Raw genomic sequence first — 247 nt, 5'->3', positions numbered from 1 at the left:
TGCCGGCATCAAGGGGCTGGAACGCGCGGCCTGGCCGGACCGGCTGAAGGAGTGCGATTTTCTGATCTTCACCTGCGCGCTGACCCCGCGCAACCACCACATGCTGAATGCCGCGGCACTGGCGCGCTACAAGCCGGGGGTGCGGGTGGTCAATGTCGCGCGCGGGCCGCTGATCGACGAGGCGGCCCTGGTGGCTGCGCTGCACAGCCGGCAGGTACATTCGGTGGCGCTTGATGTGTTCGAGCAC

Annotated in this window: 1 protein-coding gene; it reads left to right on the top strand. The window is 68.0% G+C overall.

What is annotated here, in order from left to right; translation table 11 throughout:
- A partial coding sequence (locus B9T16_RS29810) for an NAD(P)-dependent oxidoreductase (protein WP_410246508.1) occupies positions 1-247 on the top strand: 247 nt, incomplete at both ends.

It is taken from the genome of Arthrospira sp. PCC 8006, assembly GCF_046480465.1.
Taxonomy (GTDB): Bacteria; Cyanobacteriota; Cyanobacteriia; order Cyanobacteriales; family Microcoleaceae; genus Limnospira; species Limnospira platensis.
Note: the sequence above shows the minus strand (reverse complement) of the source record. Positions and strands in the feature narration are given on the sequence as shown.